The following is a 21612-nucleotide window of genomic DNA, read 5'->3' on the forward strand; positions in this document are numbered from 1 at the left end:
CCTGAAACTCACCCCTATACTTCCGCCAGCGGTCCCTTCTTTGGGGCTTCAGCTCCAGTTGTGGCAAGGGGTTTCGGCTTTTCGCCGGGTCCTTGCCTTCCTGGTTTCCGTGGTGTCGGTGGGCTTGTTCCGCCCCGCCATGTGACCCACCGGTCCAGGTTTCCCGCCTGTGCCGGAGGGGTGGACCTCCACCTCGATCCCGTCCCTCGAGGAACGTCTCGATGACCATCAGCCCACCAGAGCGTGGGACAAAGGCAAAGGTCTCCGTCGACCGGAACCCAGTTCCCGTCGATTTCGATGTGCTCGGCAAGCCCGGCCACTTCGATCGCACCCTCGCCAAAGGTCCCAAAACCACCACCTGGGTTTGGAACCTCCACGCCAACGCTCACGATTTCGACAGCCACACGAGCGATCTTGAGGAGGTCTCCCGGAAGATCTTCAGCGCTCACTTCGGCCATCTGGCCGTCATCTTCATCTGGTTGAGCGGCGCCTTCTATCACGGTGCCCGCTTCTCCAACTACACCGGTTGGTTGGCCGACCCCCTGCACGTCAAACCCAGTGCTCAGGTGGTGTGGCCGATCTTCGGTCAGGAAATTCTCAATGCCGATGTGGGTGCCGGCTTCCACGGCATCCAGATCACTTCAGGTCTCTTCCATGTGTGGAGAGCCTGGGGCTTCACCAGCGAATTCCAGTTGCTCTGCACAGCAATCGGTGCCCTGGTGATGGCTGGCCTCATGCTTAACGCAGGGGTTTTCCACTATCACAAGGCAGCCCCCAAGCTGGAGTGGTTCCAGAACGTTGAGTCCATGCTCAACCACCATCTGGCCGGTCTGCTGGGTCTTGGCTCCCTGTCCTGGACAGGGCACCTTCTGCATGTGTCGCTGCCCACAACCCAGTTGATGGATGCCATCGACGCCGGCAAACCGCTGGTGCTGAATGGCAAAACCATTGCCTCCGTGGCGGACATTCCCCTTCCCCATGAGTTTCTCAACCAGGATCTGATCGCTCAGCTCTTCCCTGGTTTTGGGGCGGGTCTTTCCCCATTCTTCTCCGGTAACTGGGCCGCCTACAGCGATTTCCTCACCTTCAAAGGTGGTCTGAATCCTGTCACCGGCAGCCTCTGGATGACCGACATCGCCCATCACCACCTGGCGATCGCCGTTCTCTTCATCATCGCCGGCCACCAATACCGGACCAACTGGGGGATCGGTCACAGCATCAAGGAGATCCTTGAGGGTCAGAAGGGTGATCCCCTGCTGTTCCCTGCACCGAAAGGTCACGATGGCCTGTTCGAGTTCATGACCACTTCCTGGCATGCCCAGCTGGCCGTGAATCTCGCCTTGCTTGGCTCGCTGAGCATCATCGTGGCGCATCACATGTATGCGATGCCTCCCTATCCCTATATCGGGATTGATTACCCAACGCAGTTATCGCTCTTCACCCACCACATGTGGATCGGCGGTTTCATCATCGTTGGAGCTGGCGCCCACGCGGCGATCGCACTCATCCGCGATTACGACCCGGCCAAGCACATCGACAACGTGCTCGATCGGGTTCTCAAGGCCAGAGATGCCCTGATCAGCCACCTCAACTGGGTCTGCATCTTCCTTGGCTTCCACAGCTTCGGTCTGTACATCCACAACGACACGATGCGTGCTCTGGGACGTCCCCAGGACATGTTCAGTGACTCGGCCATTCAGCTGCAACCTGTCTTCGCCCAATGGATTCAGGGTCTGCACGCCGCAGCGGCCGGCACCACGGCGCCCAATGCACTCTCCGGAGTCAGCGAGGTGTTCAACGGTGCTGTCGTCGCTGTCGGAGGCAAAGTGGCTGCCGGTCCGATCCCTCTGGGTACGGCCGATTTCATGGTGCACCACATCCATGCCTTCACGATCCACGTCACCGTGCTGATCCTGCTGAAGGGTGTGCTGTACAGCCGCAGCTCCAGGCTCATCCCCGACAAGGCCAACCTTGGTTTCCGGTTCCCCTGCGACGGCCCCGGCCGTGGCGGCACCTGCCAGGTTTCGGCATGGGACCACGTGTTCCTTGGCCTGTTCTGGATGTACAACTCCATCTCCATCGTGATCTTCCACTTCAGCTGGAAGATGCAGAGCGATGTCTGGGGAACCGTCAACGCGGACGGCACCGTCCAGCACATCACCAACGGCAACTTTGCCCAGAGCGCCATCACCATCAATGGTTGGCTGCGTGATTTCCTGTGGGCCCAGGCCGCTCAGGTGATCAACAGCTATGGCTCCTCTTCAAGTGCCTACGGATTGATGTTCCTGGGTGCCCACTTCGTCTGGGCCTTCAGCCTGATGTTCCTGTTCAGTGGCCGCGGCTACTGGCAAGAGCTGATTGAGTCCATCGTCTGGGCTCATAACAAGCTGAGAGTTGCACCTGCGATTCAACCGCGGGCGCTGAGCATCATCCAGGGTCGCGCCGTTGGCGTGGCTCACTATCTCCTGGGCGGTATCGCTACCACCTGGGCGTTCTTCCTGGCCCGACTTGTCGCGGTCGGCTGACCTCCTCCTGACCTTTCCACATGGCAACGAAATTTCCTTCGTTCAGCCAGGGTCTGGCACAGGACCCCACAACCCGCCGTATCTGGTACGGCATCGCCACGGCTCACGACTTCGAGAGCCACGACGGAATGACGGAGGAGAAGCTTTACCAAAAGCTCTTCTCCACCCATTTCGGCCACCTGGCGATTATCGGCCTCTGGGTTTCTGGGAACCTGTTCCACATCGCCTGGCAGGGCAACTTTGAGCAGTGGGTCGCCGATCCGCTGCATGTCCGTCCCATCGCGCATGCGATCTGGGATCCTCACTTCGGCCAGGGGGCCATCACCGCCTTCACCCAGGCAGGTGCCACCTCCCCGGTGAACATTGCCTATTCAGGCTTGTATCACTGGTGGTACACGATCGGCATGACCACCAATGCCGAGCTGTACCAGGGATCGATCTTCATGATGATCCTTTCGGCCTGGGCGCTGTTCGCCGGCTGGCTTCACCTCCAGCCCAAGTTCCGGCCTTCCCTGGCCTGGTTCAAGAACGCTGAATCCCGGCTGAACCATCACCTGGCTGTTCTGTTCGGCTTCAGTTCCATTGCCTGGACCGGTCACCTGGTCCACGTGGCCATCCCTGAGTCCCGCGGTCAGCATGTCGGTTGGGATAACTTCCTGAACGTTCTGCCCCACCCCGCCGGTCTTGCTCCGTTCTTCACCGGAAACTGGGGGGTCTACGCCGAAAATCCTGACACCGTCAACCAGATTTTTGGCAGCTCAGAGGGATCCGGCACAGCCATCCTCACTTTCCTCGGTGGTTTCCACCCCCAGACTGAGTCGCTCTGGCTCACGGACATTGCCCATCACCACTTGGCGATTGGTTGCATCTTCGTGATCGCTGGGCACATGTACCGCACCAATTTCGGGATCGGTCATTCGATCCGGGAAATTCTGGAGGCCCACAATCCTCCCAAAGGCACTCCATTCGGTGGTGCCCTGGGTGCGGGCCATAAAGGGCTCTACGACACGATCAACAACTCGCTGCACTTCCAGCTCGGTCTTGCTCTGGCTTCGCTCGGAGTGATCACCAGCCTGGTGGCCCAGCACATGTATGCGCTGCCGTCCTATGCGTTCATCGCCAAGGACTACACAACCCAGGCGGCTCTTTATACCCACCACCAGTACATCGCCATCTTCCTGATGGTCGGTGCCTTTGCCCACGGTGCGATCTTCTTCATCCGTGATTACGATCCTGAGGCCAACAAGAACAACGTTCTTGCTCGGATGCTTGATCACAAGGAAGCGATCATCAGCCACCTGAGCTGGGTATCCCTGTTCCTCGGATTCCACACCCTCGGTCTCTACGTTCACAACGACGTGGTCGTGGCCTTTGGTACCCCCGAGAAGCAGATCCTGGTAGAGCCTGTCTTTGCCCAGTTCGTGCAAGCAGCAAGCGGAAAAGCCCTCTATGGCTTTGATGTCCTGCTCTCCAATCCTTCCAGTGCCGCCAGCCTGGCTTCGGCCAACATCCCTGGTGATCACTTCTGGTTGGATGCCATCAATGGCAACACGGATGTGTTCCTCCCGATTGGCCCCGGTGACTTCCTTGTTCACCATGCCATCGCCCTGGGCCTTCACACCACCACGCTCATCCTGGTGAAGGGTGCGCTGGATGCCAGGGGTTCGAAGCTGATGCCCGACAAAAAGGACTTTGGCTACTCCTTCCCCTGTGATGGACCTGGCCGTGGTGGCACCTGCGACATCTCTGCCTGGGATGCTTTCTATCTCTCGGTTTTCTGGGCGTTGAACACGGTCGGTTGGGTCACCTTCTACTGGCACTGGAAGCACCTCGCCATCTGGCAGGGCAATGTGGCTCAGTTCAACGAATCCAGCACCTATCTGATGGGCTGGTTCCGCGACTACCTCTGGCTGAACAGTTCCCAGTTGATCAACGGGTACAACCCCTTCGGCACCAACAACCTGGCTGTGTGGGCCTGGATGTTCCTGTTCGGCCACCTTGTCTGGGCCACCGGCTTCATGTTCCTGATCTCCTGGAGAGGATATTGGCAGGAACTGATCGAAACCATTGTCTGGGCGCATCAGCGCACACCACTGGCCAACCTGGTTGGCTGGCGTGACAAGCCAGTGGCTCTCTCGATCGTTCAGGCTCGTGTGGTTGGGCTGGCTCACTTCTCAGTGGGCTACATACTCACCTACGGTGCATTCCTGATCGCCTCTACCTCTGGCAAGTTCGGCTAACCGTTTCTGCCAGTTCGATCGATCCGATCCACAGTTCAGCTTCCATTTCGAGGGACGTTCCTCCTCATTCACCCCCGGCCTCGGTCGGGGGTTTTTTGTTGCTCAGCTTGGTTGACGATGCGGCCACCATTTTCTTCCCTCAATCAATTTCATTTCGAGGTATACCACCGGCACCACAAAGAGGGTCAGGAGGGTGGCGGTCAACAGTCCGGAGAACACCACTGTGCCGATGCTGATGCGGCTCGCTGAACCCGCACCGGTGGCGAACACCAGGGGCAGAAAGCCCACCAGCGAGGAGATTGCCGTCAGCAGGATCGGGCGCAGTCTGCTGATCGCAGCGTGTTCAATGGCCTCGCGCAGCCCGATTCCCTGTTTGAGTTGCTGATTGGCAAATTCCACGATCAGGATGCCGTTCTTGGCCGACAGACTCACCAGCACCAGCAGGCCCACCTGGGCGTAGATGTCAAGGAAGAGGCCGCGGCCAGCCAGGCCGATCAGTGCTCCCAGCAGGGCCAGGGGCACCGTGATCAGGATGATCAATGGGTCGAGGAAGCTTTCATACAGGCCAGCCAGAACCAGATAGACCACCACCATTCCAAAGGCGAACAGTTGCCAGGTTTTGCCACCGGCCTGGCGCTCCTCTCTGGCCAGCCCGACCCATTCGAGATCGGTGAGTGGGTTCGCCTGTTCTTGCTGGATCGCTTCGAGCCTGGCGATCGCCTGTCCCGTGCTCAGTCCGGATCTGGGGATGGCCTGGATGGTGATCGACCGTGACAGCCTGCTGTGGTTGATCGTGGTTGGTCCTGTGTCCTGCTCGATCGCCACGACCGCGCTCAGCGGGATCAGATCACCCGCCCGGCTGCGAACCTGCAGGGCCAGCACATCCGCTGCGCTGCTCCTGCTGTTGCCATCCAGTTGCACCACCACCCGCCGCACCCGGTCGCTCTCGAAGCTGTCATTCACGTAACGACTGCCGAAACTGGAGCCGAGGGTCTCGACCAACGTGCTCAGGTCCACTCCCAGCGAGGCCATGCGCATTCGATCCGGACGAAGCCGAAGCAGGGGTGAGTCGGCACTGAAGCGTGTGCTGACCCGCTCAAAGGCGGGATCGGCATTGGCGATGGCAATGAAGCGCCGAGCCTCCTGCTCGAACGCCGCCAGGGTGAGCCGGCCGGAGCTGACATCGAGGATCTCAAGTTCCAGTCCACCTTCGCCGCTGAAGCCGCGCACCGCTGGCGGCACGCTCACCTGTACTGCTGCTTCGGTGATTTCCCGCCGCAGCTGTTCCCCCAGCCTGCGGGCCACAGCTGCGTTGCTGTTCGCCCTTGACAGACCCCGCTCGCTGAGCTCCTTGAGGCGGATGAAGAAGAGGCCCCTGTTGGGAGAGTTGTCACCGAAGGAGCGACCGGCATAGAAGTTGGCGACACGCACTGTCGGCTCCTTGGCAACGGATTCACGGATCCGCTCCATCACGGTTGCCGTGGCCTGAATCGAGGCTCCGCCAGGCAGGGCCACCACACCGCGGATCTGGCCGTCGTCCTCCTGGGGAATGAAGCCGGTGGGCAGCTGGCCCAGCCCCCAGACCGCCAGCATGAGTCCGCCTGCCAGCCCCAGCAGCACCAGGCGTCGATACCGGAAGCTTCGGTCCAGGGCACGGCCGTAGTGATGGCCAAGCTGCTCCAGCCAGATCTGAGGCCGTTGCATCAGCTTCTGAAGCCGGGCCGGTTCCCTCCAGCCGTGGGTCAGCAGCCATGCGGATGCCACGGGCGTGAAGGTGAGTGCATTGATCGTCGAGAACAGGATCGTGGCGCTGATCGTGAGCGCGATCGGTTGATAGAGCCGTCCGACGCTGCCGGGCATGGCCAGAACCGGCAGGAACACCACCACCAGCACCAGGGAGGTGGCGATCACGGCTCCACCCAGCTCCTTCATCGCCTCGCGGGCGGCCTGCTGGGGCGATTCCCCCAATTCGAGCCGCCTGCCGATGTCTTCGCTCACCACGATGGCGTCGTCGACCACCAGGCCAGTGGCCAGCACCATGCCGAAGATGCTGAGGGTGTTGATCGAGTTCCCCGTGACCCACAGGATGCTGAGGCTGCCGATCAGGGCAACAGGCACAGCAACAGCCGTGACCACCGCAAGCCTGCTGTTGCCAAGGGCCAGCAGCAGCACCAGGAGCACCAGGATCACAGCGTCGCGGAGGCTGGCCTGGGTGAGGTCAATGCTTTCCCGCACGGAGTCGGCCACATCGACGATGCGCTGCACGTCCAGTCCGGGGGGGAACTGGGACTGCAGCCTCTCCAGGGCGGAGTTCACCGCGTCACTCACTTCCAGGGCATTGCTGCCGTCGCGCTGGAAGATCTGTACCGCCACCACGGGATCCCCGGCCAGATTGCTGGCGGTGCTCTCGAAGTTCTCCAGATCGAGGGTCACTCTCCCCACGTCCTTGAGCAGGACCACACTGCCTTCGCTGGTCCGGCTGACCACCAGACCCTCCAGCTCGATGACGCTGCGCAGCCGGCCTTCCATCTCGAGTGGCAGGGTGGTTTGCTGGCCGGGGGGGCTCGGCGCGTCCCCCACCTGGCCGAGGGCGGCCAGCACGTTCTGCTCCACCAGGGCGCGTTCCACATCGGCGATGGTGAGTTGGCGCTGCTCCAGAGCCACCGGGTCGAGCCAGAGACGGAAGGCGAGCTCGCCCCCCCCGGCGACCGTGATGTTGCCGACCCCGGGCACCCGCTGGAGGGTGTCGCGCAACTGCTGATCCACCCAGCCACTCAGAAAGGCCGGGGCATAGACGCCTTTCGGCGCACTGAAGCCCAGCACCATCAACAGGTCGTCGGAGCTGCGACGCACCTGCACCCCAAGCCGCGACACCTGAGGGGGGAGCTGGCGGTTGGCCAGGGTGGCCTCGTTCTGGGCGTTGATCTGGTTGAGCTCGGGGTTCCCCCCCTCGAAGGTGAGTGTGATCGAGCTGCCATTGGCCGAACTGCTGGAGCGGATGCTCTCGAGGCGCTCCAGGCCGTTCAACTGGCGCTCCAGGGGAGTGGTCACCCCTTGTTCCACGGCAGCGGCTCCGCCGCCGGGGTAGCTGGCGCGGACGTTCACGCGGATCGGCGCGATCGGCGGCAGGTTCTCGACCTGCAAGGCAGGCAGGCTGATCAGGCCGGCCAGCAGGATCAGCACGGTCACCACCAGGGTGAGTACCGGCCGGCGCAGGAATGGATCTGAGACAGACATCGATCCGATACCGCAAGGCTCAGGGCTGTCAGACACCAATCTTTACAGCAAGTGCGCGACCCCTGCTCCTCCAGGCCCAGAGCCGTTCCTCCCGCCGCCGCTCAGCTGTTCAGCTGATCAGGCTGGACCATGAAAAAACCCCGCCTGGGCGGGGTTCTGTGAGCAGGGGTTGTGACTACCGGAGCTCAGTTGCTGATGCGGCAGGGTCAGCTGACGCTCCAGAGCCCACCGGTGAGCTTGACCAGGGGGGAGCCCATCACACTGCCTGCCAGGAACCAGGCGAAGGCGGCGCCACCGCAACCACCGAGCCAGAAGCCGCTGGCGAATTCAGCCCAACCTGCCTTCGTGAACAGATCGGCGGGTGGATTGTCGATCGTGGCATCGGGAGGTTGGACATTGGGACCGGTGCCTGCCGTGCCGTAGATCGAGAGGCAGATCGTGAGGATGGAAACCAGTCCGATCGCCGCGAGCAGGCCGGCGGTGCTGGCGTATTCGGTGAGGCGGAGGGGGCCGGTCATGGCAAAGGGGCCATACAGCAGAAAGCCATGGGCCATGCCCACCTCTAGCCCGCGTCGATTCGGAGACAGGGAAGGGCGGTAGGCAGGCAGGGCGTTCAGGAAGGCCTTGCTGAAGTAGCTGCTGTTCACAGGTGTGGCCAGATTGCCGACAGTGGCATCGGCGACGGGGTGCACGGTCATGGAGAAAAGCGGGAGAAGGAACGAACCCGGCGAGCTCGCAGGGTGAAGAGGCGGAAGAGGATCGTCGATCCCTGGTCTTCAGTCGCGGGATTCGATCACGTTGAACAACAGGGCCATGGCCATGGCCGGGCCAAGGATTCCAACAAAGGGAACGAGGATGGACGGCAGCCAGGCGGCAGCGAATTCTCCAGTCATGGCGCAGGCCAATACAGCAACCACCCGCACTGTATCCATCTGTTCCTGGCCTGCCCTGTCGGCCGATCAGTGGCGACATAAAAGTTCAATGCGAAACCATCCAGCTCTCCAGCCCCACCGGTTCGAACGCCATCGGGCCAGCGGAGCCGCAGGGCGTCAATCGCTCTGACTGCCGCGCAACGTGGCCCTCACCCGGTAGATCGGTCGGCCCTGGCTTTCGTGGTAAGTGCGCATCTGCAGCTCGGCGAGCAGGCCGAAGCAGAACAGCTGAATTCCCGCAACGATGGCAAGCACGCCGACCGAGAGCAGAGGGCGGTTGCCGATGTCGGCATCGAAGAACACCTTCTCGCTCAGCAGGATCAGGCCGATCACCACTCCCACGCTGAGGCTGGCGAGGCCACCGAAGCCGAACACATGCATCGGCCGGGTCAGGAATCGTTTCATGAACCAGACGGTCAACAGGTCCATCAGCACCCGGAAGGTCCGATCGATCCCGTATTTGCTGGCACCGAAGCGACGAGGGTGATGGTTCACCTTCACCTCGCTGATCCTGGCTCCTTCAATGAAGGCAAGCGCCGGCAGAAAGCGGTGCAGCTCCCCGTAGAGGTTGAGGTCGGCAACCACTTCACGGCGGTAGGCCTTGAGAGAACAGCCGTAATCGTGCAGCTTCACGCCGGTGACCCTGGCGATCAGGCGGTTGGCGATCTTCGAGGGGAGCAGTCTCTGCAACGCCGCGTCCTGGCGCTGGTGTCTCCAGCCGCTGACCAGGTCGAATCCCTGCTCCAGCCGCTCCAGCAGCAGGGGGATGTCGGCGGGATCGTTCTGCAGATCGCCGTCCAGGGTGATCAGCACAGCGCCGCTGCTGGCATCGAATCCGGCCGCCATTGCGGCTGTCTGGCCATAGTTTCGGCGCAGCAGCACAGCCACCAGTTCCGGCGTTGCGCGGGCCAGTTGCTCGAGGATGACATCGGAGCCATCGCTGGAGCCATCGTCAACGAGCACCAGTTCGAACCTGCGTCCCATGGGCCTCAGAACCGCAATCACCTGCTCCACCAGCAGGTGCACGCTGTCGTGCTCGTTGAAGAGGGGGATGACCACCGAGAGTTCGAATCCGCTCGGATCGCCCATGGCACTTGGGGCAGGAAGGTCTGCAACTTACGGGAACCACCGGTATGCGGTCTCCGGCAGGGCCTCAGGGCAGGGTGGTGCCGTCATGGCAGCGCACAACACGGCCGGCCCCCCGCAGCTCGTTTCTGTAGTGACGGCCGACCGGATCCTGATCATGGGCTGTGAGCTGATTGATGGCCAGCCCGTCATGACCATGCTCCCGGCCGGAGCTGTGCAGATAGCGACCTTCCCCCAGGTAGAGCGCCACGTGGGTGCAGCGCTGCGGCCGGCCGAAGAAGATCAGATCCCCTGGCCGCAGCAGGCTGAAGCTTCCCGGCCTGACGGCGACCGGTTGGCAGAAGCGCTCCTGTTGATAGGCATCCCGCGGGATCCAGATCCCGGTGCTGGCGTAGGCGCTCTGCACCAGGCCGGAGCAGTCGAAGTCGGGGCCTGTGGTGCCACCCCACAGGTAGCGGTTGGGCTGGCTGGCCGCCTGGTTCGCGTAGCCGATCACGGCTGGTATGGCGGCTGTGATCGCGGCTGAATCCAGCAGCCGCGGGAGTGGCTTTCTGCTCGCCACGGCGGCGCCCAGCAGGTCGCGCCGCTCCAGCCAGCAGGGGTAGCCATCTTCAAGCAGCCTCACCCTCAGCCTGCCGATCGATCCGGCCGGCTCCAGCACCTGAAGCCGGCGGCCCGCGCTGGCCTGGGTGGCGAGGCCCTGACCCCGCGCTCCGCTGTAGCCGTCGAGCTCTGCTGTCAGCCTCCAGCAACTTCCACCCAGCAGTAAGTCCGGTGCGGCGGGCGTGCCTGGTGTCGGCAGATCTTCGCCTCGATCTCCCTGGGGCTGGGTGCCTAATCTCTGCATTCCTGCGGCCACGAGTGATGGCGTTTTACCGCCCGGATCGGGCGATGGGCGTAATCCTGGAGGATCGGATCCGGTCCCTGGAGCTTGATGGCCGGCCGGGCCTGGGCAGCCAGCTCTCGATCTGCTGGCTTCGCTACGACCGTTCCCTGGTCGGCAGCGCTGACTCCCTGAGTGATCCGGCTGCGTTCTGGGCTGAGCCGGCGGCCGGGGCCAGCTGGCGCGGCGATCAGGCCGCCTACCCGGCCAGCGTCGTGAAGCTGTTCATCCTGGCGGGAGTGGAGGCCTGGTTGCAGCGTTGCCTGATCGAGGACAGCGACGAGCTGCGCCGTGCCATGGCCGACATGATCCGTGATTCAAGCAATGACGCCACCTCTCTGCTGGTGGACGTTCTGAGCGGAACCACAAGTGGTCCGGAGCTTCCCGAGGTCCCCTTCCGGGCCTGGGTCGCCCAGCGCCAGCTGCTCAATCAGTGGTTCGTCGGCTTGGCCTGGCCGGAACTGAAGGGGTGCAACCTCTGCCAGAAAACCTGGGGTGATGGACCCTACGGACGTGAGAGGCAGTTTTACGGACCGGCGCTCGAGAACCGCAACAGGCTCAATGTCGAGGCCACGGCCCGGTTGCTGCACGCCATCGTGGCCGGCAGCTGCGTGTCGCCACCGGCCAGCGCCCGGATGCGTCAGTTGCTGCAGCGATCACTGGATTCAACCGAGCGTGCTGCCGATCCCGAGAACCAGGTGGATGGATTTCTCGGCGAGGGGCTTCCGCAAGGGGCGAGGCTTTGGAGCAAGGCCGGCTGGATGAGTCAGGCTCGCCACGACGCCGCCTATGTGGAGATCGATGGCCATCAGCCCTTCCTGCTGGTGGTGTTCACGGAGGGGGCGGAGCGGGCCGGCGATGAGAGCCTTCTGCCCGGCCTGGCAAAAAGCCTCAGCGAAGCCTGCCGAAGGGAGATCTGCCCAGGCGCCTGAGCTTCGGCAGCCTGCCCAGGCAGGCAGGGTGCATCGGGAACGGAGAGGGAGGGATTCGAACCCTCGACAGAAGTTGCCTCCTGTAACTCCTTAGCAGGGAGCCGCTTTCAACCACTCAGCCACCTCTCCAGAGGCAGGTAGAGCTTATCAGCGCTCCAGCCTGCTCTCGCCGGCCAGCAATCGGGGCAGGCGGTGCTTGAAACCGCAGAGGATCTCCCAGGCGATCGTTCCGCAGGCCTCGGCCCATTGCTGGGGGGCGATCGCCAGTCCGCCATCCCGACCCAGCAGGGTCACCACGGAACCCACGGCCAGCTGGGGGCAATCGGTGGCATCGATCATCAGCTGATCCATGGTGATGGCCCCCAGCTGGGGCAGCCGCGTTCCGGCGAACAGGACGTCCATCTGATCGGACAGTTGTCTTGGCACACCATCGGCATAGCCGATCGCCACCACAGCCAACCGGCTCGGACGGTTCGTCTGGAATCGGTGCCCGTAGCTGACCCCGACCCCGGCTGGCACGTCACGAAGCAGGGTGACCCGGGCTCGAACGGCCATGGCGGGCGCGAGGGGCAGGCATCCCGCCAGATGGGGAGCGGGAGAATGGCCGTAGAGGGCGAGACCCACCCGCACCAGGTCGTAGTGAAGTGTGGGGCAGCGCAGGGTTCCGGCGGAGTTCGCCAGGTGACGTCGACCGGTGCTCAGATCAGCGCGGCCCATCGCCTGCAGGGCGCTGTCAAAACGCTGCTGTTGCAGCGCGGTCAGGCCGCTGACACCGCCGTCCGCTGCGTCGGCACCGGCCAGGTGGGAGTACACCCCGCCGACGGCGACGGCATCAAGCTGGTTCAGGAATGCCAGCAGCTTGGCCCCCTCGGCCCAGGCGACGCCAAGGCGAGCCATGCCGGTGTCGAGCTTGAGATGGACGGCCATGGTTCGGCCGCTGCCCGTGGCCAGATTCTGGCAGAGCTGCGCTTCCCGGCTGCTGCTGATCGTCGGCATCAGCCCCCAGTGAAGGCAATGGGCAAGGTCTTCCGGTTGGACCAGGTTGCCCATCACGAGCAAGGGCGCCTGAATTCCGGCCTGGCGCAGCTCCACTCCCTCCTGCAATGTGGCTACCCCAAGCGAGCCGGCACCGCCCTGCAGGGCGGCCCGCGCCACCGGCAGTGCACCATGGCCGTAGCCATCGGCCTTCACCACCGCCATCAGCTCGCAGCCTGGTGCCAGGAAGGCCCGAAGACTGCGGGCATTGCGGCTGATCGCGCCCTCGTCGATCTCCACCCAGGCCCGTTGACGGGGGTGGAGGCGACAGGAGGGAGCCGTCGTTTCAGAGGCGGCGGCCATCAAAGCTGAATCCGGGATCAGGCTGTGGTCGGTCAGCCGACCTGAGCAGTGCATTCTCTCCGACCGTAGGGCGGATGGAATGCAGACTGGAGCGGAGCGACTAACATTGAAATATCGATTGGATCTGGCATCACGCCATGGGCAGAGCGCCATGAGCCAGGTTCTTGTCCTCAACGCCTCCTACGAGCCTCTCAACATCACCACCTGGCGGCGGGCCACCGTGATGGTGTTGATGGGCAAGGCTGAAGGGCTTGAGCATGATTCTGGTCATCGGATCCGAGGCGATCTGCTTCTGCCGACGGTCATTCGCCTCAGGCAGTTCGTCCGAGTGCCGTTCAAACAGATGCCCCTGACCCGCCGCAATGTCTTCCAGCGCGACGGACAGGCCTGTCAGTACTGCGGCTATCAGGGCGAGCAGCTTTCGATCGACCATGTGATCCCGCGCAGCCGCGGTGGAGTCGACAGCTGGGAGAACGTCACCACGGCTTGCCTGCGCTGCAACGTTCGCAAAGGCAATCGAACCCCGCGGGAGGCGGCCATGCCCCTGGCAAAGGTGCCCCGCCGGCCCGTGAGCACCCTGTATTTCGAAGCCACCCGGCAGATCCGCTCCGGGCGCCGGGAATGGGCCAAGTATGTGATCGGTGCCTGAGGGGCGATCTCTGGGTTGTCGGGACGCCGCGCGCGGGTGGCCCGTTCAGCTGATTCCGCTGGCCTCGGCTGCCAGCTTCTCCATCCGGTTGCGCTGATCGGCGGCGACGGAGGCCCCGATCAGCTCGCCGAGCTGGCCTGCCAGCACGGGCTCCAGGCTGAAGTTTCGATTCAGGCGGTGATCGGTGACCCGGTTGTCCTTGACGTTGTAGGTGCGGATTTTTTCGCTGCGATCGCCGCTGCCGACCTGGGCCCGCCTGGCTGAGCTCTCGGTGGCGGCGGCTTCGGCCCTTTCCCGTTCGAGCAACTTGGCCCGGAGAATCTCCAGGGCTCGCTCCTTGTTCTGCAGCTGTGAGCGTTCCTGGGTGCAGAACACCCGGATTCCGGTGGGTTTGTGCAACAGGTCGACGGCTGTTTCCACCTTGTTGACGTTCTGGCCGCCGGCACCGCCGGATCGTGCCGTGCTGATTTCCAGGTCGGCGGGGTCGAGCCGCACCTCAACCGGATCGGCCTCAGGCATCACCGCCACGGTGGCCGTGGAGGTGTGAACCCGACCCTGGGATTCGGTGGCGGGAACCCGTTGAACCCGGTGCACTCCGGCCTCGTATTTCAGCTGGCTGTAGACCCCCTGACCACGGATGGCCAGGATCAGCTCCTTATAGCCGCCCAGGTCGGCTTCGGAAGCACTCAGTGGTTGGACAGACCAGCCGAGGCTCTGGGCGTGGCGTTCGTACATCCGGGCCAGATCACCGGCCCAGAGAGAGGCCTCATCCCCACCGGCTCCTGCCCGGATTTCCAGCATCACACTGCGTTCGTCGCGGGGATCGCTGGGCAGCAGAGCCAGGATCAGCCGTTCGCGGATCGCCTCGATCCGGCCGGAAAGATCACTTAACTCGTCCTGAACCAGGACTTCCATGTCGAGGTCTCCGCGGCTTTCCTTGAGCAGACGCCTCGCTTCTGCGGCCTCTTGCTCCAGGAGCTTCAGTTGATCCTGGCCAAGCACCAACGGTTCGAGCCGGGCTCGCTCCCGGGCGAAGCGCTCGAGCTGGACGGGGTCACTGGCCACCTCGGGGTCGGCCAGCTGTTGTTCCAGTGCCGCGAAAGTGCTGGAGGCTGCCTGGAGCCGGTCTGCCAGGAAGGTGATGTCCATCAGCCGAGATCCGCCAGAGCAGCACGAAAAAATCGTTCGACCTGCCAAGCCAGGGATGGATCAGGTCTCCTCTGGAGAAGCCGAATCCGCTGCCATGGCGAAGCGTCAGGCAGCGGTGTCGTTCGAGCTGGCTTCGGGAGCTGGCTTGGCGGCTGCCGTGTCAACGCCACCCATGCCGTACTTCCGCATGAAACGATCAACCCGTCCCTCGGTATCGAGGATTTTCTGGGTGCCGGTGTAAAAGGGGTGATTGCCGCTCCAGACGTCGACATGGAGCTCAGGGTGTGTGGAGCCGGTGGTCATGACCACTTCTCCATTGCAGATCACCTTGGCTTCGGGATACCAGGTGGGGTGGATGTCGGCCTTGGGCATGGGAGGGGTCAGCGCTTGGAGAATTGGGGAGCCTTACGGGCTTTCTTGAGGCCGTACTTGCGGCGTTCCTTGGCACGGGGATCCCGGCTGAGGTGACCTTCCGTCTTGAGCGGCTTGCGGTTGTCAGGGGAGAGTTCACAGAGGGCGCGCGCCGCTCCCTGCTTGATCGCATCAGCCTGGCCGGTGAGGCCACCACCCTTGACATTGACGAGAAGGTCGTAGGCGGTGGCAAGACCCAGGGTGTCCAGTGGGGCTTTCACCGCTGCGAGATAGCTGGGATTGAAGTTGAGGTAGTGGTCCCCGGGGCGTCCGTTGATGGTGATCGTCCCGGTGCCGGGGACGACCCGAACCCGTGCAACGGCGGTTTTACGGCGGCCGGTTCCCCAGTAGACAACGCGGTTGGATGGGCTGCTCATTGGGCGGTGGCGGAAGGATCGAGGGTCAGGATCTTGGGCTGCTGGGCCGCGTGAGGGTGTTCAGCACCCTTGTAGACCTTGAGTTTGCGAAACAGCTGACGACCCAGGGCATTGTGGGGGAGCATTCCTTTGATCGCCTTTTCGACGATCCGCTCCGGCAGACGGGCCTGCAGGGCGGTGAAGGTTTCGGTTTTCATGCCCCCGGGCCTGCCGGAATGGCGGCGATAGATCTTCTGGCTGGCCTTGTTGCCGCTGATGCGGATCTTGTCGGCGTTCACGATGACGACGAAATCACCGGTGTCCAGGTGGGGCGTGAAGCAAGGTTTGTTCTTGCCCCGCAGCACGCTGGCCACTTCGGTGGCCAGGCGGCCGAGGGTCTGGTTCTCAGCATCCACCAAGTACCACTGGCGCTCGAGGGAATCCAGGGAAGGAACGGAGGTCTTGTTCATCGCGCCGGCAGGCCGGATTCAGATAACGCCCCATCTCACAGGAAGGGGCTGGACAGGTTTGGAACGTACAGGGAACACGCTGAGGCGCCTTCCGCTTTGTGCATTCACAGCTTTTCAGCTTAGCTCGTCATGGGGACCCCCTCCCTGGCTCGCCGCTGGTGGATCCGTGCTGGCCAGGACGAACCGTGGTTGGCAATCGAACCAGAGCTCTTTGGGGAACAGCTCCTCGCCGTAGCCCACCCGCAGGAGACACAGCCCCTGGGGAGGGGCCGCCTCCTTGACGTCCTGCCGCGCCCTTGTCCTCCAGCGCTGTTCAAAGGCTGCTGGTGTCAGTTTCTCTTCTCCGACCAGGGCGAGCTGCCTCACCAGGAATCGCACCATTCCATAGAGGAAGCCACTGGCCTGGACCTCGATGATGATCTGATCCCCCTGCCGCTCCAGGTGGACGGCCTGGATCGTGGTTCGCGAATGACTCCTGCGGCTTCCGGCCTTGCGGAACGCCGCAAAATCGTGGTAGCCCAGCATCCCCTCAAGGGCCTGTGCCATGGCTCGCTCGTTGAGATGGCGCTGATGCAGGTGCCAGCTGAACGGAGCCAGGAAAAGGTTGGGGGTGCGGCCGTTGTAGATCGTGTAGCGATAGCGCCGGTAATGCGCTGAAAAACAGGCATGCCAATCAGGCCTGACCTCGGCGGCGGCGCGCACCCGGAGTGTCGGCGGCAGCCGACCGTTGAGGGCCTTGGGCCAGCGCTGGGCCGGAATCGGCCCGACGGCCTCGAAATGAACCACCTGGGCAGCGGCATGAACTCCGCTGTCCGTCCGTCCTGCGGCCACGCAGAGCATGGGCCTGTGGGGATCAAGAGCCGTCAGAGCCTCCTCAAGAGTTGCCTGAACACTGGCCTGACCCCTCTGACGCTGCCATCCACAGAAGGCTGAGCCTTCGTATTGCAGGCAGAGAGCGATTCTCCGGGGGGTGTTCAGACCAGCTCGATGATGGCCATCTCGGCATTGTCGCCGCGCCGTGGCACGGTGCGGATGATCCGGGTGTAGCCACCCTGGCGCTCGCCGTAGCGCTCCTGGGCCTTGTCGAACAGGGCGTGGACCAGCTGTTTGTCGAAGATGTAACCGATCGCCCGGCGGCGCGAAGCGAGGCTGCCCTCCTTGGCCAGGGTGATCATCCGCTCGGCTTCACTGCGAAGCGCCTTGGCGCGAGCTTTGGTGGTCGTGACACGACCTTCCCGGATCAACTGGGTGGTCAGGCCACGCAGCAGCGCTTTGCGTTGGTCGGCGGGGAGCCCTAACAGAGGGACTCGGCACTGGTGTCGCATGGTTCTGGTGCGTTGAAGGGAATGAGGAAGGCGGCCGCTCAGGCGGTGGTCCGACTCTGGGGCAGGGAGATGCCGATGCGTTCAAGAGCCTCGATCACCTCATCTGCAGACTTGGAGCCGAAGTTCTTGATCTCTAGCAGATCTTCGTAGCTGAAGCCCATCAGATCGGAAACGGAATTGACCTGGGCGCGCTTCAGACAGTTGTAAGCACGGACCGAAAGGTTCAGCTCCTCAAGAGGGATCTGGCTTTCGGCGGAAACGTCGGGCTCAATCCCAGGCTCCTCGACCATGGTGAGGCTGGCCAGGGGCTGGAACAGGGCGATCAGCTGATTCGCCGCCTGGGCCATGGCGTCATCCGGGGTGATGGCGCCACTGGTGTGAATGTCGAGCCGGAGGCGTTCGCGGGCTGAGCCGCCTTCGCCGACGGCCGTTTCATCCACGGTGTAATTCACCCGGCGCACCGGCATGAACACCGCATCGATCTGGAGAAGATCGATGGAGCTGGTGTCTTCCTGGTGGCGGTCGACGGGCCGGTAGCCAACGCCGCGCTCGACGTGAACTTCGAGCTCCAGGCTGTGGCCATCAGCCACGGTGGCGATCGGGCGATCGAAATCGATCACCTGCACCTGGGAAGAGAACTGCAGATCGGCTGCTGTGACGGTGGCCGGTCCGTTGACCACCAGGCGGCCGATTTCAAGGTCGCGGCTGCGACTGTTGACAACGACCTCCTTGCAGTTCAGGAGGATGTCGAGAACATCTTCGCGAACCCCTGGCACGGTGGCGTACTCGTGGTTCACCCCGGCAATCCTCACGGCCGTGATGGCGCTGCCCTCCATGCCTCCCATCAGCACCCTGCGCAGGGCATTGCCGAGGGTGACAGCCTGGCCACGATCGAGGGGGCCGATCACGAACACTCCGGTCTGGGAGCGGTCGTCGGCAATCTGGTGCTCTACGCGGTCGATCTGATACTGATGCACGGCCTGAAGGTGGTGTGAAGGGACGCCCGAAGGCTGGTGTGGCAAGCGGGATCAGACCCGGCGTCGCTTGGAACGGCGGCAGCCGTTGTGGGGGAGAGGCGTGACATCGCGGATCAGGGTGATCTCAAGACCAGCGACCTGCAAGGCGCGGATGGCGGTTTCACGGCCGGAACCAGGACCTCTGACCAGTACCTCGATCTGCCTCATGCCTTGCTCCAGGGCGCGACGTCCGGCTGCCTCGGCTGCTGTCTGGGCGGCGAACGGGGTGCCTTTGCGGGCCCCTTTGAATCCGCTGGCTCCAGCGGATGACCAGGAGATCACCTCGCCGGCCGTGTCGGTGATCGACACGATCGTGTTGTTGAAGGTGCTCTGGATGTGGGCAACACCGTTCGGTACGTTGCGCTTCGATTTTTTGGCGCCGGTTTTCTTGGCTGGCTTCGCCATGGACAGTGGCCTGTGGTAGGGGAATGGAGGAGCTGAGCGCCCCAATCAGGAGCTCAGGCAGGGAGTCGGCTTACTTCTTCTTGCCGGCCACGGTTTTGCGGGCACCCCTGCGGGTGCGTGCATTGGTGCGGGTGCGTTGGCCCCGGACCGGCAGACCCATGCGGTGGCGACGGCCCCGCAGGCAACCGATGTCCTGGAGGCGCTTGAGGGCCATCCCTTCCTGGCGGCGCAGGTCGCCTTCCAGGGTGAAGGATTCGGCGGCGACACGCAGTTTCTGAATGTCGGCGTCGTCGAGATCCTTGACACGGATGTCAGGGCTGACCCCCGCTTTGGCAAGAATCTGCTGGGCCCGCGTCAGCCCCACGCCATAGACGTAGGTGAGCGAAATTTCGACCCTCTTGTCACGAGGGATATCAACACCGGCAATCCGAGCCACGAATGAAACGATCAGTTGGGCAGAAGGGGCGGCCCAGTGAAACACCGGGCCATGGCGATCTCAATGGACCGCCTGTGTGGAGCTTTGCTCAGGTCAGCCCTGGCGCTGTTTGTGCTTGGGATTGGTGCAGATCACCATCACCCGGCCATGGCGACGAATCACCCGGCACTTGTCGCACATCTTCTTGACCGATGCACGCACCTTCATGGGCGGCGGCTCTCCAATTTTTCAAACAGCTAACTTACCACAGAGCTATACCACAGCAGCCAGGATCCGGGCGGCGATCTCCTCGATCGAGCCGGTTGCCTCGATCGGCTCCAGCAGCTTCCGCTCCCGGTAGAACCCGATCAGGGGTTCGGTCTGCTGCCGGTAAACCTCGAGGCGGTTGCGAATCACCGCTTCGTTGTCATCGGCGCGGCCGCGGCCCAGCAGCCGCTCGACCAGGCTCTCGTCGTCGAGCTCCAGCAGCATCACCTGCTGGATCGGTTGATCCAGTTCCTCGAGCAGCAGGTTCAGGGATTCGGCCTGGGCCAGGTTGCGGGGAAAGCCATCCAGCAACCAACCGCCGTGGTGCGTCTCCAGCCGCTGGCGAACGATCGCCAGCACCAGCTGGTCGCTGACGAGTTCGCCGCTGGCCATGACCGCCTCGGCTTCGCGGCCGAGATCAGAGCCTGCCTGGACTTCGGCTCTGAGCAGTTCGCCGGTGGAGAGGTGAAGGAGCTGCCGCTGCTCGGCAAGCCGCTCGGCCTGGGTGCCCTTCCCAGCGCCGGGAGGACCGAGAAAAAGAATTCGATGGGTCATTCGCGCACCATTCCTTCGTAGCGTTGGGAAATCACGTAAGTCTGCACCTGTTTGGCTGTGTCAATGGCCACTCCCACCAGGATCAGCAGGGAGGTGGCTCCCAGCCCCTGAAATGTACGGACCTGGGTGGCCCCCTCCACGGCCGAGGGGATGATCGCCACGGCACCGAGGAACAGGCCGCCCAGCAGGGTGAGCCGGTTCTGCACACCGCCGAGATAGCTGGCCGTGGCACTGCCCGGCCGCACCCCGGGGATGGCGACGCCGGTGCGCTTCAGGTTGGTGGCGATGTCGACGGGATTGACGGTGAGCGATGCGTAGAACAGCGAGAATCCACAGATCAGGGCAAAGAAGACGAGGGCATAGAGCCAGGGGGTGCTGCTGTTCGGGTTCAGATAGCCCGCCACGCGGATCAGCCAGGGTGATCGGGTGAAGTTGGCGATCGTGAGGGGCAGGAACACCACCGCAGAGGCAAAGATGATCGGCATCACGCCACCGGCGTTCAACTTGAGCGGTAGATAGCTCTGACGGGCGGCCAGCATGCTGACCTGCCCCACCTGGCGTTTGGCACTCACGATCGGAATGCGGCGGCTGCCTTCCTGAACGAAAATGATCCCGACGATCGTGACCAGGAAAATCAGCACCAGGATCACGATGCCTCCGACCGTGGCCCGGTCGCCACTCTGGGCCAGTTCCACGGTGGAGCCGAGTGCCCGGGGCAGGGTGGCCACGATGTTCACGAAGATCACCAGGGACGCCCCCTGGCCGATGCCCCGCTCGGTGATCACCTCACTGATCCACATCACCACCATCGAGCCTGTGACCAGGGCGAGGCTGGTCTGAATCACGAAGACAGGCTGGGAAACGCCAGGCAAGGCGTATTGCCGAAGAATCAGGGCGAAGACGGTGCTCTGAAGAATTCCCCAGCCCAGTGCCACGTAGCGGGTGATCTGGGCGATCTTGCGTCGGCCGGCCTCCCCTTCGTTCTTCTGGAGATCTTCGAGCTGGGGCAGGGCGGCGGTGAGCAGTTGGAGGATGATCGAGGCGTTGATGAATGGCAGGATCCCGAGGGCGAACACGCCGAGCGTCGAGATGCCGCCGCCGGTGAAGATGTCGAGGAAGCCGATCAGCTGCCCCCCCTGCTGGATGAACTGTTGAAAGGCCACCCGGTCGATGCCGGGAACCGGGATGTAGATCCCGAGGCGAACCAGCAGCAAGAGGCCGAGGGTGGTCAGCACCCTGTCGCGCAGCCCCTTGGACTGGATCAGTTGAATGATGATTTCCCCTGCACTGGGGTTGCGCCCCCGGCTGACGAGCATGGTGTGAACGGGCGAAGGTCGGAGGAAGGACAGCAATGCTGAAAGCCGCCTGCTCAGCCGGGGATCGGCGGGCAGACGGCTCAGGCTTGTCAAACAGCTTGGTCG

22 protein-coding genes and 1 tRNA gene are annotated in these 21612 nt (G+C 63.1%); 4 read left to right on the top strand and 19 right to left on the bottom strand.

Features of this window, described 5'->3' with window-relative positions; all coding sequences use genetic code 11:
- Positions 1-221 precede the first annotated feature (221 nt).
- Entirely contained in the window at positions 222-2525 is a 2304-nt protein-coding gene (psaA, locus tag ACXMDY_RS14435) for a photosystem I core protein PsaA (protein WP_259700758.1), read from the top strand.
- Positions 2526-2545: 20 nt separating this feature from the next.
- Positions 2546-4765 carry a photosystem I core protein PsaB gene (gene psaB / locus ACXMDY_RS14440; RefSeq protein WP_259700759.1) on the top strand — a complete coding sequence of 740 codons (2220 nt, stop codon included), beginning with the start codon at positions 2546-2548 and terminating at the stop codon, positions 4763-4765.
- Between the two features lie 102 nt (positions 4766-4867).
- On the opposite strand, the gene ACXMDY_RS14445 is transcribed toward psaB, so the two are convergent.
- The 5 genes from ACXMDY_RS14445 to ACXMDY_RS14465 form a co-directional block, all read right to left on the bottom strand.
- A complete protein-coding gene (locus ACXMDY_RS14445) occupies positions 4868-8002 on the bottom strand; it encodes an efflux RND transporter permease subunit (RefSeq protein WP_259700760.1) in 3135 nt (1044 codons plus the stop codon).
- Positions 8003-8208: 206 nt separating this feature from the next.
- A complete protein-coding gene (locus ACXMDY_RS14450) occupies positions 8209-8700 on the bottom strand; it encodes a photosystem I reaction center subunit XI (protein ID WP_259700761.1) in 492 nt (163 codons plus the stop codon).
- A 78-nt stretch (positions 8701-8778) separates the two neighbouring features.
- Complete coding sequence (locus ACXMDY_RS14455; protein ID WP_259700762.1) at positions 8779-8895, bottom strand: photosystem I reaction center subunit VIII; 117 nt, start codon at positions 8893-8895, stop codon at positions 8779-8781.
- Between the two features lie 156 nt (positions 8896-9051).
- Complete coding sequence (locus ACXMDY_RS14460) at positions 9052-10023, bottom strand: glycosyltransferase family 2 protein (protein ID WP_259700763.1); 972 nt, start codon at positions 10021-10023, stop codon at positions 9052-9054.
- A gap of 64 nt (positions 10024-10087) precedes the next feature.
- A complete protein-coding gene (locus ACXMDY_RS14465) occupies positions 10088-10867 on the bottom strand; it encodes a C40 family peptidase (protein WP_259700764.1) in 780 nt (259 codons plus the stop codon).
- Positions 10868-10884: 17 nt separating this feature from the next.
- On the opposite strand from ACXMDY_RS14465, the gene ACXMDY_RS14470 reads away from it, so the two are divergent.
- Positions 10885-11835: a class A beta-lactamase-related serine hydrolase gene (locus ACXMDY_RS14470; RefSeq protein WP_259700765.1), complete on the top strand. Its 951-nt coding sequence runs from the start codon at positions 10885-10887 to the stop codon at positions 11833-11835.
- A gap of 40 nt (positions 11836-11875) precedes the next feature.
- Here the strand turns inward: ACXMDY_RS14470 and ACXMDY_RS14475 are convergent.
- Both ACXMDY_RS14475 and alr read right to left on the bottom strand, forming a co-directional pair.
- Positions 11876-11964 (bottom strand) — tRNA-Ser (locus tag ACXMDY_RS14475).
- An 18-nt stretch (positions 11965-11982) separates the two neighbouring features.
- On the bottom strand, positions 11983-13173 hold the full coding sequence (gene alr / locus ACXMDY_RS14480; protein WP_259700766.1) for an alanine racemase: 1191 nt from the start codon (positions 13171-13173) through the stop codon (positions 11983-11985).
- 151 nt (positions 13174-13324) lie between these two features.
- On the opposite strand from alr, the gene ACXMDY_RS14485 reads away from it, so the two are divergent.
- Positions 13325-13822 carry an HNH endonuclease gene (locus tag ACXMDY_RS14485; RefSeq protein ID WP_259700767.1) on the top strand — a complete coding sequence of 166 codons (498 nt, stop codon included), beginning with the start codon at positions 13325-13327 and terminating at the stop codon, positions 13820-13822.
- Positions 13823-13867: 45 nt separating this feature from the next.
- On the opposite strand, the gene prfA is transcribed toward ACXMDY_RS14485, so the two are convergent.
- The 12 genes from prfA to secY form a co-directional block, all read right to left on the bottom strand.
- Positions 13868-14971, bottom strand: a complete 1104-nt coding sequence (gene prfA, locus ACXMDY_RS14490) for a peptide chain release factor 1 (protein WP_259700768.1) — start codon at positions 14969-14971, stop codon at positions 13868-13870.
- A 105-nt stretch (positions 14972-15076) separates the two neighbouring features.
- Positions 15077-15343, bottom strand: a complete 267-nt coding sequence (rpmE, locus tag ACXMDY_RS14495) for a 50S ribosomal protein L31 (protein WP_259700769.1) — start codon at positions 15341-15343, stop codon at positions 15077-15079.
- Positions 15344-15351: 8 nt separating this feature from the next.
- Complete coding sequence (gene rpsI / locus ACXMDY_RS14500) at positions 15352-15759, bottom strand: 30S ribosomal protein S9 (protein ID WP_259700770.1); 408 nt, start codon at positions 15757-15759, stop codon at positions 15352-15354.
- Positions 15756-16208: a 50S ribosomal protein L13 gene (rplM, locus tag ACXMDY_RS14505; RefSeq protein ID WP_259700771.1), complete on the bottom strand. Its 453-nt coding sequence runs from the start codon at positions 16206-16208 to the stop codon at positions 15756-15758. Before rplM ends, rpsI begins: the two co-directional genes overlap by 4 nt.
- A gap of 114 nt (positions 16209-16322) precedes the next feature.
- Positions 16323-17186 (bottom strand): tRNA pseudouridine(38-40) synthase TruA, encoded by an 864-nt coding sequence (gene truA, locus ACXMDY_RS14510; protein WP_259700829.1) that lies wholly within the window; start codon positions 17184-17186, stop codon positions 16323-16325.
- On the bottom strand, positions 17183-17533 hold the full coding sequence (rplQ, locus tag ACXMDY_RS14515; protein ID WP_259700772.1) for a 50S ribosomal protein L17: 351 nt from the start codon (positions 17531-17533) through the stop codon (positions 17183-17185). The genes truA and rplQ overlap by 4 nt, the downstream gene beginning before the upstream one ends.
- Positions 17534-17571: 38 nt before the next feature.
- Positions 17572-18510 carry a DNA-directed RNA polymerase subunit alpha gene (locus ACXMDY_RS14520; protein WP_259700773.1) on the bottom strand — a complete coding sequence of 313 codons (939 nt, stop codon included), beginning with the start codon at positions 18508-18510 and terminating at the stop codon, positions 17572-17574.
- A gap of 51 nt (positions 18511-18561) precedes the next feature.
- The gene (rpsK, locus tag ACXMDY_RS14525; protein ID WP_259700774.1) at positions 18562-18954 is read right to left on the bottom strand and encodes a 30S ribosomal protein S11; all 393 of its coding nucleotides are present in this window, start codon (positions 18952-18954) and stop codon (positions 18562-18564) included.
- A gap of 70 nt (positions 18955-19024) precedes the next feature.
- Complete coding sequence (gene rpsM / locus ACXMDY_RS14530; RefSeq protein ID WP_259700775.1) at positions 19025-19390, bottom strand: 30S ribosomal protein S13; 366 nt, start codon at positions 19388-19390, stop codon at positions 19025-19027.
- 93 nt (positions 19391-19483) lie between these two features.
- Positions 19484-19597: a 50S ribosomal protein L36 gene (gene rpmJ / locus ACXMDY_RS14535; RefSeq protein WP_006173336.1), complete on the bottom strand. Its 114-nt coding sequence runs from the start codon at positions 19595-19597 to the stop codon at positions 19484-19486.
- Positions 19598-19642: 45 nt separating this feature from the next.
- Positions 19643-20191 (bottom strand): adenylate kinase, encoded by a 549-nt coding sequence (locus ACXMDY_RS14540; protein ID WP_259700776.1) that lies wholly within the window; start codon positions 20189-20191, stop codon positions 19643-19645.
- Positions 20188-21507 (bottom strand): preprotein translocase subunit SecY, encoded by a 1320-nt coding sequence (secY, locus tag ACXMDY_RS14545; RefSeq protein WP_259700777.1) that lies wholly within the window; start codon positions 21505-21507, stop codon positions 20188-20190. The genes ACXMDY_RS14540 and secY overlap by 4 nt, the downstream gene beginning before the upstream one ends.
- Positions 21508-21612: the final 105 nt, after the last annotated feature.

This window comes from Cyanobium sp. ULC082 (assembly GCF_977927535.1).

Coding starts and splice junctions, on each gene's coding strand:
- ACXMDY_RS14540 (WP_259700776.1), bottom strand. CDS start 20,191: ATGACCCATCGAATTCTTTTTCTCGGTCCTCCCGGCGCTGGGAAGGGC.
- ACXMDY_RS14450 (WP_259700761.1), bottom strand. CDS start 8,700: ATGACCGTGCACCCCGTCGCCGATGCCACTGTCGGCAATCTGGCCACA.
- rplQ (WP_259700772.1), bottom strand. CDS start 17,533: ATGCGACACCAGTGCCGAGTCCCTCTGTTAGGGCTCCCCGCCGACCAA.
- ACXMDY_RS14465 (WP_259700764.1), bottom strand. CDS start 10,867: ATGCAGAGATTAGGCACCCAGCCCCAGGGAGATCGAGGCGAAGATCTG.
- ACXMDY_RS14445 (WP_259700760.1), bottom strand. CDS start 8,002: ATGTCTGTCTCAGATCCATTCCTGCGCCGGCCGGTACTCACCCTGGTG.
- rplM (WP_259700771.1), bottom strand. CDS start 16,208: ATGAACAAGACCTCCGTTCCTTCCCTGGATTCCCTCGAGCGCCAGTGG.
- psaA (WP_259700758.1), top strand. CDS start 222: ATGACCATCAGCCCACCAGAGCGTGGGACAAAGGCAAAGGTCTCCGTC.
- alr (WP_259700766.1), bottom strand. CDS start 13,173: ATGGCCGCCGCCTCTGAAACGACGGCTCCCTCCTGTCGCCTCCACCCC.
- rpmE (WP_259700769.1), bottom strand. CDS start 15,343: ATGCCCAAGGCCGACATCCACCCCACCTGGTATCCCGAAGCCAAGGTG.
- ACXMDY_RS14485 (WP_259700767.1), top strand. CDS start 13,325: ATGAGCCAGGTTCTTGTCCTCAACGCCTCCTACGAGCCTCTCAACATC.
- rpmJ (WP_006173336.1), bottom strand. CDS start 19,597: ATGAAGGTGCGTGCATCGGTCAAGAAGATGTGCGACAAGTGCCGGGTG.
- ACXMDY_RS14470 (WP_259700765.1), top strand. CDS start 10,885: ATGGCGTTTTACCGCCCGGATCGGGCGATGGGCGTAATCCTGGAGGAT.
- psaB (WP_259700759.1), top strand. CDS start 2,546: ATGGCAACGAAATTTCCTTCGTTCAGCCAGGGTCTGGCACAGGACCCC.
- prfA (WP_259700768.1), bottom strand. CDS start 14,971: ATGGACATCACCTTCCTGGCAGACCGGCTCCAGGCAGCCTCCAGCACT.
- rpsK (WP_259700774.1), bottom strand. CDS start 18,954: ATGGCGAAGCCAGCCAAGAAAACCGGCGCCAAAAAATCGAAGCGCAAC.
- rpsI (WP_259700770.1), bottom strand. CDS start 15,759: ATGAGCAGCCCATCCAACCGCGTTGTCTACTGGGGAACCGGCCGCCGT.
- ACXMDY_RS14460 (WP_259700763.1), bottom strand. CDS start 10,023: ATGGGCGATCCGAGCGGATTCGAACTCTCGGTGGTCATCCCCCTCTTC.
- ACXMDY_RS14455 (WP_259700762.1), bottom strand. CDS start 8,895: ATGACTGGAGAATTCGCTGCCGCCTGGCTGCCGTCCATCCTCGTTCCC.
- secY (WP_259700777.1), bottom strand. CDS start 21,507: ATGCTCGTCAGCCGGGGGCGCAACCCCAGTGCAGGGGAAATCATCATT.